General features: G+C 66.3%; 1 protein-coding gene. It reads left to right on the top strand.

The features are described 5' to 3' along the window. Window positions 1–395, top strand: a 395-nt coding sequence (locus AC2YHA_RS19495; RefSeq protein WP_487402981.1) for a hypothetical protein, incomplete at both ends; no start/stop codon positions are given.

Below are 395 nucleotides of genomic sequence, written 5' to 3'. Positions count from 1 at the left end.
CCGGTCGTCACGCCGGTGGACCATGGCGACGCCAATTATCTGGCGCTGGTGTCGCTGGTCGGTCTCGACCTGCAGGTGCTCGGCGTTCCGAACGTGGCGTTCACGGTGGAGCCCGGGCACAGCCTGGATGCGGTGTTCGAATATGACGCGCTGGCCAACATCGGGGTGCTCAGCGATTATCGGGTGGTGGTCCAGAAGTGGGACGGCACCCAATGGACCAGCATCGACGGCTCGGAGCAGATCACGCTGCTCGATCTCGGGCTGCTCGACGGCAATGCGGTGGCGAGCGAGGCGCTGGGACCGGGCGAGTATCGTGCGTTCCTGACGTTCGAGGGCACGCTCGGCCTGGGGCTGCTCGGCAGCCTCAGTGTCACCGGCACGGACTCCGACTTCAC

The organism is Sphingomonas sp. SRI_018 (genome assembly GCF_057586275.1).
Note: the sequence above shows the minus strand (reverse complement) of the source record. Positions and strands in the feature narration are given on the sequence as shown.